Genomic DNA, 9,108 nt, shown 5'->3' on the forward strand with positions numbered 1-9,108 from the left:
TTAATATTCAGGTAAACAAATAAGCCGAATTTTGTTCCCATTATTCGTCAGTTGACGGAGATGGGGGTGATTATCTATCTAGACTTTGCATTACTGCAAAGTTCGAGCGGCCTACCATTTCCCTTGCGGGAACCTTGGCCTTGCACCGGGCAGGGTTTACCGTCCTCGGCTGTCGCCAGCCGGGAAGAGAAGTAGCAATTTCGTAATATACGAAACACACCTTCTAACTTTTCACATTTGGCTCCCGAAGGAGCTTTAATCGTCTCTGTGGCACTTTCCCTAAATTTCATAAATGAAAATTTCTCGCGAGAGGTAATTTCCATATATTTATATTGGTCGACGTTATCGACTGCCCATAATTCTGTTAAAGAAATGGTGTTCGGACTTTCCTCTCCCGACAAGTCGGGAGTAACCACCTTGCTTACCTGAATAGATACAATATAGCACATTTTAGTTTTTTTGTCAAGTGCCTGCCTTGAAATTTTAGTTAAATAATGGTAATTTGGAAGTGTATGAAGATGCGATTATTTTTTACTACAATTCAGTTGCCGGTAGATTATGTAATGTTGGTTTCCGCTGCCCTGGCGTCTTATTTTATCCGCTTTGGATCAGCCTATGCGGATTTGGAACCGGCTGTTTCCATCATTCCATATAATTGGTATTTTTTATTATCTTTTACCATTCCTCTAGTATGGCTTTTGATATTTGCTTTAAACGGTTTATATAAGATAAAAGAAAGAAAATTTTTTGATGATATCCCAAAAATTATTTTTGCCTGTTCAACCGGGATAGTATTTGTTATTGCTCTTATATTTTTCAAGCGCGAATTTTTTGCTTCACGTTTTATTATTTTAGCGGCATGGGTATTATCTATTGTTTTTGTTTCGTTTGGGAGAATAATAATAAAATTTATTTATTACTTATTCAAGAAAAAGGGGATAGGTGTTTTACGAGTGGCCGTAATTGGAAGCGGAAAAGCATATGACGCCATAAAAAATGAATTTTTAGAAAATCCGGTTTTAGGAAGAAAAACAGTTGCTTTTTTTGTTGTTCTTGATGAAATGGCAAAGTATGCTTTAAAAAACTTAAAGTCAGAAAAGAAGCTTGATGAAATAATTTATGCTGGTATTCCAACAAGAGATGCTCATATTGAGCTGTTAAGGTTTTGTGAAGAAAATAGAATCAATTTTAAATATAGCGCGGATTTTTTTTCAACCACTTTGAAGAATATAGAAATGACTACGGTTGCCGGCATACCCATGGTAGAAGTAAAAAGAACTCGTCTTGATGGCTGGGCAAAAGTATATAAAAGATTTTTTGATATTATTGGTTCCTTTTTTTTGATAATATTATTTTTTCCAATAATGCTTGTGGTTGCGATTGCTATAAAATTTGATAAATCAGCTCCGGGTCCCATTTTTTGGTCGCATCTTGATGATGGCAAAAAAGCTAAGAGAATCGGAGAAGATGGTAAGCCATTTAATTATTTTAAATTTCGTTCAATGAAAACCAATACTCATAATATGAGATACGAAGAGTTGGCGGGACTTAATGAACGACTAGGTACGCCAATGGTAAAAATAAAAAACGATCCTCGTGTCGGTAGGGTCGGAAAATTTATTAGACAGTATAGTTTGGATGAATTACCGGAATTTTTTTTAGTCTTTAAGGGAGACATGAGTTTGGTTGGACCTCGTCCGCATTTACCGGAAGAAGTTTCAAGTTATAGCGGACACCACAAACACATTCTTTCAATTAAACCCGGGATAACCGGATTAGCTCAGATTTCTGGCAGAGCTGACCTTGGTTTTGAAGAAGAGGTAAAGCTTGATAAATATTATATGGAAAACTGGTCGATGTGGATGGACTTGTATATTTTACTCAAGACTCCATTTGTTGTTTTGAGTAAAAAGGGAGCATATTAAATTAGGTATTATATGAAAATAGCCTTAATTCATGATTATCTATCCCAGCAAGGAGGAGCTGAGAAAGTTTTAAAAACGTTTACCGAGATTTGGCCGGAAGCGCCGATTTTTACTTTATTTTATGATGAGGAAAAAATGGGCAAAGAGTTTCATGGAACAAAAGTTATCACATCTCCGCTTCAAAAGGCGCCCAGTATAAAAAGCTATTATCAGTGGTATTTGCCTTTTATGCCTTTGGCGACAGAGAGCTATGACTTATTGGGTTATGACGTTGTTTTATCTTCCACCTCAGCTTTTGCCAAAGGGATTTTAACGCGTCCGGGAAGCACGCATTTTTCGTATTGCCATACTCCGACTCGTTATCTTTGGAGCGAGACCCATTCTTATGTTAGTGAGTTAAATATTCCGAAACCGATTAAATGGGTGCTACCTCCGGTTTTAAGCAAATTACGCCTTTGGGATAGATCGGCTGCCGACAGAGTTGATTATTTTATCGCCAATTCTGATGCAGTTGCAGAACGTATTAATAAATATTATCATCGCAGAAGCGAGGTTATATATCCACCGATAGAAACTGACAAATTTTATATAAGTAAGCCAGAAGATTTTTATTTAATTGGCGGTCGGCTAGTAAGCTATAAACGTTATGACGTGGCAATACAAGCATTTAATAAGCTCGGTATCAATCTTTATATTTTTGGCGAAGGGCCAGCGAGTGAATATTTGAAAAGTATTGCCAAGCCGAATATAAAATTTTTAGGGAAAGTAGGCGAATTGGTAAAACAAGAGCTTTTTAGCAAGTGCCTTGCTTTTCTTCATCCGCAAGAAGAGGATTTTGGCATTACAGCGGTTGAAGCGATGGCATCAGGCAGGCCGGTTATCGCATATCCAAAGGGCGGAGCGCTTGAAACGGTTGTTCCAGGAGTAACCGGAGAGTTTATCGATGAACAGGCGTGGGAAGATATAGTAGGAGAAATAATTAGATTCAAACCGGAAAAATATAATTCACAGACAATTCGAGAACACGCTAAAAAATTTGATACGAAAATTTTTAAAGAAAAAATTTGCGGATTTATTAATGAGAATTTAAAATAATTTTTTATTTATTAAAAATTATTATGATGCATAATCCTAATAAAGAAAAAAATATTTGCATAGATGCAAGAGCGCTATTGGGCTCTGGCGGAATTCCACAATATACCAGGCACCTGATTAATAATCTCAATAGTGAAAATAAAAAAATATATCTTTTTTGCAACTCTTTGCATCGCCTTAAAGAATTTGAGAGCAGATTTTTAAAAGTTTTTTTTCGAGCGCCAAATAAATTATTTAATCTTAGCTTACTTTTATTCGGTTTTCCCAATATAAATAAGATGATTGAAAAACGCATTAAAAATAAGATAGATTTATTTTTGTTGCCTAACATAAATTTTTGGAAAAGCAAGGGAGATAAAAAAATCGTCATTGCTCATGATTTATCTTTCGCGATTTGTCCAAAATTTTTCAATTTACGTGATCGTATTTGGCATTGGATAATAAATCCTAAAAAACTTTATAAAAATTCAGATTTAATAATAGCCGTATCAAATAATACCAAAGAAGACTTAATAAATATTTTTGGGATAAACCCTCAAAAAATAAAAGTTGTTTATCCGGGAATAAGCATTGATGCAGGCGAACTCCAAAATAGAAAGGGGAATTATATACTTTATCTTGCCAATCTGGAACCAAGAAAAAATATTTTAGGGCTTATTTCGGCTTATGAAAAATGTAATACAGGATTAGATCTTTATATAGCAGGAACAGGAAAGCATAAAAAAATAATTAAAAAGAGGATTACTAAAAGTGATAAAAAAGATAAGATAAAAATGGTTGGGTATATTAGGGAGAGCGATAAAGCCAGACTTATTTACGAATCTCAACTTTTTGTTTATCCTAGCTTTTACGAAGGGTTTGGCTTTCCGCCTTTAGAAGCTCAGATTTTGGGAGTGCCGGTTGTTGCCAGCTCTACATCTTCTATGAGCGAAGTTTTGGGAGATAGCGCGCTTTTGGTCAATCCCTATAATATTAATGAAATATCCAAAGCGATGGAAGATGTTCTAAATAATTTAGAATTAAAAAATAGATTAATTGAAAAAGGCTGGGAGAATGTAAAAAAATATAGCTGGGAAAAATGCGCCAGGGAAGCGGGAGAAATAATAAATTCATTTTTATGAAAATAATTATTGACGCCAGGTTTTTTGGGACAGAAACCGGTATTGGCAGATATGTAAAGGAGGTTGTAGAAAATTTAGAGCAGATTGATAAAACCAATCAATATGTTATTTTTTTATCGTCAAAAAATTGGGATTTATATAACCCAAAAAATATAAATTTTAAGAAAAAAAAAGTTGATCTAAATTGGTATACATTAAAAGAACAATTGTTTTTGGGCAAATATATAGATGAAGAAAAGGCTGATATTGCATATCTCCCGCATCTTAATATTCCGTTTTTTTTGAAGACACCTTATGTGATGACTGTCCATGATCTTATACTAAAACATTTTAAATCAGTGCGCGCCAGCACCTTGGGTCCGCTAAAATTTTATATAAAATATTTTTTTTATAATTTTATTTTGAGTCGAGGAGTTCGGCGGGCAAGAAAAATTATTGCCCCAACATATTTTGTAAGGAACGAAATAATTAAAGAGCTTGGAGTAGACCCGGATAAAGTGCGTGTTGTTTACGAAGGTCTTTCTGCATTGCCACGAAACATTGATTTAGGCAAAAATTTTCTGCGCGACAAAGGGATTTTATCTCCCTATATATTATATGTAGGCAATGCCTACCCTCATAAAAATTTGGATTGTTTGATAGAAGCGTTTCATAAAATAAAAAAAGAACAATCTGATTTACAATTGGTTTTGGTCGGCAAGCGAGATTATTTTAGTAAGCGGTTGGAAGAAGAATCTAGAAAAAAATATTCACAATTTAATATCAAATATCCAAAAGATATTTTATTTTACGGATACGCCAGCGATGAAGAGCTTGTGACGCTATACAAATATGCAAAAGTTTATGCCTTTCCTTCGCTAATGGAAGGATTTGGATTGCCACCCTTAGAGGCGCTTTCATTTAATTTGCCCGTTGTCTGTTCCGACATTCCGGCTTTACATGAAGTCTTGGGAAATGCGGTTTTATATTTTAATCCTTATAATGTTGAGGATATAAAAGAGGTTTTAAAAAAATCTTTGATAGGATATAGTACTGACGCTAATGTGAACACTTTGCTTGCGAGATATCAATTTAAAAAAACAGCAGAAGAATATTTGGAAATTTTTTATAAGAATGTTAATATTAATAAAAAAGACACAAGGAGAAAATGATGAGTTCTTTTAAAGAAGTCTCTATTAGCGCCGAAATAATTTTTAAAGAATTTTGCGGATATATACATAGTGTAAAAGATCAAGAATATATAGCGCTTCTTTTAGCTCGTATTTATAGTTCGGAGACATCTGCCATAGTTCCCGAAGTATCAATTTATTGGGTATTGCCTTTTCGTTGGATGTTTTTTGGAAAAAAAATTGGACTACCCAAAGAAGATTTTTTAAAATTAATTTATAGCCCGAATCTGTAAGGAGAAGAAAGATGGCAAGAAAAGAAGGAAGTTATTTTTGCTGTACTGTAGATGACCTTTTCCAATTAATTAAGGATATCGCAGGATTTGAACGTTGGAAAAAGCAGGATAAAATAGTTTTTAGAACAGCAATTGACGACACATACGAAGATAATGAACTTTCTGTTTTATATGCTTCGTTTTCTTTTTCTGCGCGGGTTCAACAAGCGGTAAAAATAGTATTAATGGGAAAAAATAAAAATATCACAAAAGAAGAATGGTTAAAAATTCTTGTAAAAGAGTGGGGAGAAGAATGGGGATTTTCTTGGAAAAACAAGAATAAAGAATTTCTTAAAAAGATATTATGATGGGTCCCTACAGAGAGCCTGACGGATTCTTTTGTTCCGCAGAAGGACTTTTAGAAATATTTTTTGTCCTTGAAGGAGATGGTATTCTGAGACATAAAAGTTCTTTAATAAATATCGTAAAAATTGTATATGGAGAAATGATTGAGTTTGATTTTCCTTTTTTTATTATCCTGATTTTAAGTAATATAAAAATGCAAAAGTTTTGGCAGCTTATAAGTTTTAGTAAAGGGCGCGGAATTCTAAAAAGAGATTGGTTCATGGCGATAGAAAAAGTTTTTATAGGTGGTTGATTTTAACCGCCTTTTTTGATACATTATTCTCATGGACAAATCACTATCTGAAAATAAAAAAGCATATCATGATTACGAAATACTGGAAAAATACGAAGCCGGTATTGTTTTGTATGGATTTGAGGTGAAAGCGGTAAGAAATGGTAATATGAGCTTAAAAGGCGCATATGTAACTTTTCATAATAATGAGGCCTTTCTCACAGGCTCTTACATCGGTAAATATAAACCAGCAGGCGGACTATCGGATTATGAGCCCGAACGTTCAAGAAAGCTTTTACTTAAAAAGCGTGAAATTCTCTATCTTAAGGGAAAAAGCGAAGTAAAGGGCTTGACAATCCTGCCCCTTTTAGTGTATACTAAGGGAAGCAAGGTAAAGATTGAGATAGGGATAGGAAAAGGAAAGAAACAGTATGAGAAAAAAGAAATTAAGAAAAAGAAAGATATTGAGCGTGATATCAAAAGAACTTTGAAATATTAGCTTTATATAGCTTATAACTCATTAGGGGATGCTAGGCATCGATGGGAATATAAGCAATATGTGCAAGTCGGGGTGAGCACCCCGTAAACAGCTCAACCGTACAAGTGCAAACTTAGTACAAAGAGCCAAAAGCGTTTTAGCTAATGCTTTTGCGCCAAGGCTCGCAATGGCTGTCGCTTAATAGCAATAGCCCATCCGCTCGGTTGATTCTCGATAAGCCGAATCCGGGTGTCATATTTCGAGATAGGTAATAAGGGTTTGTTCAGCCTGATTTACCAAAACACAAATTGAACTTTGCGATTGGTTATTTCGCCTACTTTTTAACCGATTGCGAGAAACCAAGTGGGCTAAGCTTGTAGATTGTATTGTGTATTATTTTCAGACGCGGGTTCGACTCCCGCCATCTCCATTTGTTTTTGAAAAATTCGAAGATAGATGGAGATGATTAATTAATCAAATAAATCAACATGAGGATTTCGCGCAAAAAGCGTCCGGAAAAACCGCAAATAAGATTTAAATATAACGAGGGGATAAGAACTCCCCGTCTTAAAATTGTTGATGATGAAGGAAATTTTTTAGGTGAAATGGATACGCGTGATGCTTTACGCATGGCAGAAGAGCAGGGAAAGGATTTGATAGAAATCGTCCCAAAAGGTGACTTGCATATCGCAAAAATTACTGATTACGGAAGATTTAGATATCAAAAAGAAAAAGAAATAAAAAGACAAAAGGCTCAGCAAAAAAAGATCGAAGTAAAAGGAATACGTCTTTCTTCCAGAATCGGCAGACATGATATTGATTTGCGTATTAGACAGGCACTAAAGTTTTTAGAAGATGGAGATAAGGTCAAGGTGGAACTGATGCTAAAAGGAAGAGAGAAGGGGCATCCGGATATTGGAAGAGAAGTTTTAAATAATTTTGTAAAAGAAACTGGAGATAAAACACCGATTAAAATAGAACAGCCTGTATCCAGGCAGGGATGGAAGTTTTTCGTTATAATTGCTCCTGGACAAAATAATTTTCAAAATAATCAAGAAAAAGCCGAAGAACAGAAAGAGGATGTTCAAGGCCTTTAAATAAAAAAGTATGGGAAAATTAAAAACACATAAAACGGTGACCAAAAGATTTAAGGTTACCAAAACAGGAAAGGTCTTAAAAAGAAAAGCGGGACAAGGTCATTTTAATTCAAGAGAATCAAGCAAGACAACGCGTAAAAAACGCAGAGATGTTTCAATGTCTGAAACATTGAATAAAAATATAAAAGAATTAATGTAAAAAGGTGTCGGGTAATTAGGAGTTTAGTCCTGCATGGCGGGATAGCTTAGCCTACAACCTAAAACCTACAACCTAAAACTTAAATTATTATGCCAAGAGTAAAAAGAGGTAAAGCCCATGTAAAACGCAGAAGAAATATCTTACAAAAAGTTAAGGGTTTTAGAGGTGGAAGAAAAAATCTTATTAAACAAGCGAAGACAGCCGGAACAAAAGCCGGAGCTCACGCTTATCGTGACAGACGAGTTAAGAAAAGAGTTAACCGAGGCTTTCAACAGGTTCGTATCGGCGCAGCATTAAAGGAGCTTGGATGGAGCTACTCAAAGTTTATGGGAGCCCTAAAAAAATCCGGCTCAGTATTGGACAGAAAAGTTTTATCGGAACTTGCTTCAAAAGAACCCGAGACATTTAAAAAGATTGTTGAACAAATAAAACAATAAATTTTCTACAAATAAAAAATACAGCCCGCAAATTGCGGGCTGTATTTTAAAAACCGCTGTTAGGCGGTTTTGTGATTTAGTGATGTTCTTTTAATAATTGCGGATCTCGGCTATTTGGCGACTCGGTGAGCATCTGGATTTCCGCTTCAAGTCGTTGGAGCTCAATTTGGATTTGCTCGGATTGCATTTTTAGTTCTTTGACGCGATCCCTCTTTTTCTCAAGCATAATCGGTTCTTTTGATTTTGCTTGCGGATCAATAAATCTGTAAAAAATTAGAGATGGCTTGCCAATCAAATTTAAACCATATTTAACAGTCCATCCTTCTTGTCTATATCTTTCAAGAAAAGCTTCAATTTCGCCGTTCTCAGCCAAGATCTTGAGCGTTGTTTGGTCTTCACATTCATTATAATAGAAATTAGCAATAGCTTTAACCCTTTTTTTAAAAAATCCTACTTTCTTTTTTGAAAGAAACCTTACAATGCTACTATCAATGGATTTTTCCAACTCTCTTATTCTGTCATCATTTATAGATTTTTTGATGGATTCTTTTTTTTGGGTTTCCGCTTCTCTCAAACTGATCGCCATTCGTATTGCTCCTTTGTAAAGATCTATTTTTTTAATATCATATTTCCGTGTTTTTGTCAAGTATCTTTTTATTGTGGCAATAATCTAAACTGAACGCACCACCCAATTAGAAAAATATGGTCAAAACCATTAAAGTGGTGGATATGTCAAAT

12 protein-coding genes and 2 other RNA genes are annotated in these 9,108 nt (G+C 34.8%); 12 read left to right on the forward strand and 2 right to left on the reverse strand.

Translation table 11 applies throughout. The features are described from left to right. Window positions 1-4: 4 nt before the first annotated feature. Window positions 5-428, reverse strand: an RNA gene (gene rnpB, locus COU51_03550) — RNase P RNA component class A. A 66-nt stretch (window positions 429-494) separates the two neighbouring features. Between rnpB and COU51_03555 the strand changes: the two genes are divergently transcribed. From COU51_03555 to rplT, 12 genes are all read left to right on the forward strand, one after another. Then, window positions 495-1,925 (forward strand): hypothetical protein, encoded by a 1,431-nt coding sequence (locus COU51_03555; GenBank protein ID PIR66585.1) that lies wholly within the window; start codon window positions 495-497, stop codon window positions 1,923-1,925. A gap of 12 nt (window positions 1,926-1,937) precedes the next feature. Continuing rightward, window positions 1,938-3,020 carry a glycosyltransferase family 4 protein gene (locus COU51_03560; GenBank protein ID PIR66586.1) on the forward strand — a complete coding sequence of 361 codons (1,083 nt, stop codon included), beginning with the start codon at window positions 1,938-1,940 and terminating at the stop codon, window positions 3,018-3,020. Between the two features lie 23 nt (window positions 3,021-3,043). Further along, window positions 3,044-4,141 (forward strand): hypothetical protein, encoded by a 1,098-nt coding sequence (locus COU51_03565; protein ID PIR66587.1) that lies wholly within the window; start codon window positions 3,044-3,046, stop codon window positions 4,139-4,141. After that, window positions 4,099-5,292 (forward strand): hypothetical protein, encoded by a 1,194-nt coding sequence (locus tag COU51_03570; GenBank protein PIR66588.1) that lies wholly within the window; start codon window positions 4,099-4,101, stop codon window positions 5,290-5,292. The genes COU51_03565 and COU51_03570 overlap by 43 nt, the downstream gene beginning before the upstream one ends. After that, on the forward strand, window positions 5,292-5,543 hold the full coding sequence (locus tag COU51_03575) for a hypothetical protein (GenBank protein PIR66589.1): 252 nt from the start codon (window positions 5,292-5,294) through the stop codon (window positions 5,541-5,543). The genes COU51_03570 and COU51_03575 overlap by 1 nt, the downstream gene beginning before the upstream one ends. Window positions 5,544-5,554: 11 nt before the next feature. After that, window positions 5,555-5,890 carry a hypothetical protein gene (locus COU51_03580; GenBank protein ID PIR66590.1) on the forward strand — a complete coding sequence of 112 codons (336 nt, stop codon included), beginning with the start codon at window positions 5,555-5,557 and terminating at the stop codon, window positions 5,888-5,890. Beyond that, on the forward strand, window positions 5,890-6,180 hold the full coding sequence (locus tag COU51_03585) for a hypothetical protein (protein PIR66591.1): 291 nt from the start codon (window positions 5,890-5,892) through the stop codon (window positions 6,178-6,180). The genes COU51_03580 and COU51_03585 overlap by 1 nt, the downstream gene beginning before the upstream one ends. Before the next feature lie 31 nt (window positions 6,181-6,211). Continuing rightward, window positions 6,212-6,658 carry an SsrA-binding protein gene (locus COU51_03590; GenBank protein PIR66592.1) on the forward strand — a complete coding sequence of 149 codons (447 nt, stop codon included), beginning with the start codon at window positions 6,212-6,214 and terminating at the stop codon, window positions 6,656-6,658. 24 nt (window positions 6,659-6,682) lie between these two features. Further along, window positions 6,683-7,070: a transfer-messenger RNA gene (gene ssrA / locus COU51_03595) on the forward strand. 55 nt (window positions 7,071-7,125) lie between these two features. Continuing rightward, window positions 7,126-7,734, forward strand: coding sequence for a translation initiation factor IF-3 (locus tag COU51_03600; GenBank protein PIR66593.1), 609 nt, complete (start codon window positions 7,126-7,128; stop codon window positions 7,732-7,734). Between the two features lie 10 nt (window positions 7,735-7,744). Beyond that, complete coding sequence (locus COU51_03605) at window positions 7,745-7,933, forward strand: 50S ribosomal protein L35 (protein PIR66594.1); 189 nt, start codon at window positions 7,745-7,747, stop codon at window positions 7,931-7,933. An 89-nt stretch (window positions 7,934-8,022) separates the two neighbouring features. Continuing rightward, entirely contained in the window at window positions 8,023-8,370 is a 348-nt protein-coding gene (rplT, locus tag COU51_03610) for a 50S ribosomal protein L20 (protein PIR66595.1), read from the forward strand. 76 nt (window positions 8,371-8,446) lie between these two features. On the opposite strand, the gene COU51_03615 is transcribed toward rplT, so the two are convergent. Continuing rightward, the gene (locus tag COU51_03615) at window positions 8,447-9,016 is read right to left on the reverse strand and encodes a hypothetical protein (GenBank protein PIR66596.1); all 570 of its coding nucleotides are present in this window, start codon (window positions 9,014-9,016) and stop codon (window positions 8,447-8,449) included. Window positions 9,017-9,108 lie beyond the last annotated feature (92 nt).

This window comes from Parcubacteria group bacterium CG10_big_fil_rev_8_21_14_0_10_36_14 (assembly GCA_002772895.1).
Classification (GTDB): Bacteria; Patescibacteriota; Patescibacteriia.

What these genes read in the sequence shown, in the direction of transcription:
- COU51_03555 (PIR66585.1), top strand. Translation starts at nt 495, where the DNA reads ATGGTAATTTGGAAGTGTATGAAGATGCGATTATTTTTTACTACAATT.
- COU51_03560 (PIR66586.1), top strand. Translation starts at nt 1,938, where the DNA reads ATGAAAATAGCCTTAATTCATGATTATCTATCCCAGCAAGGAGGAGCT.
- COU51_03565 (PIR66587.1), top strand. Translation starts at nt 3,044, where the DNA reads ATGATGCATAATCCTAATAAAGAAAAAAATATTTGCATAGATGCAAGA.
- COU51_03570 (PIR66588.1), top strand. Translation starts at nt 4,099, where the DNA reads ATGCGCCAGGGAAGCGGGAGAAATAATAAATTCATTTTTATGAAAATA.
- COU51_03575 (PIR66589.1), top strand. Translation starts at nt 5,292, where the DNA reads ATGAGTTCTTTTAAAGAAGTCTCTATTAGCGCCGAAATAATTTTTAAA.
- COU51_03580 (PIR66590.1), top strand. Translation starts at nt 5,555, where the DNA reads ATGGCAAGAAAAGAAGGAAGTTATTTTTGCTGTACTGTAGATGACCTT.
- COU51_03585 (PIR66591.1), top strand. Translation starts at nt 5,890, where the DNA reads ATGGGTCCCTACAGAGAGCCTGACGGATTCTTTTGTTCCGCAGAAGGA.
- COU51_03590 (PIR66592.1), top strand. Translation starts at nt 6,212, where the DNA reads ATGGACAAATCACTATCTGAAAATAAAAAAGCATATCATGATTACGAA.
- COU51_03600 (PIR66593.1), top strand. Translation starts at nt 7,126, where the DNA reads ATGAGGATTTCGCGCAAAAAGCGTCCGGAAAAACCGCAAATAAGATTT.
- COU51_03605 (PIR66594.1), top strand. Translation starts at nt 7,745, where the DNA reads ATGGGAAAATTAAAAACACATAAAACGGTGACCAAAAGATTTAAGGTT.
- rplT (PIR66595.1), top strand. Translation starts at nt 8,023, where the DNA reads ATGCCAAGAGTAAAAAGAGGTAAAGCCCATGTAAAACGCAGAAGAAAT.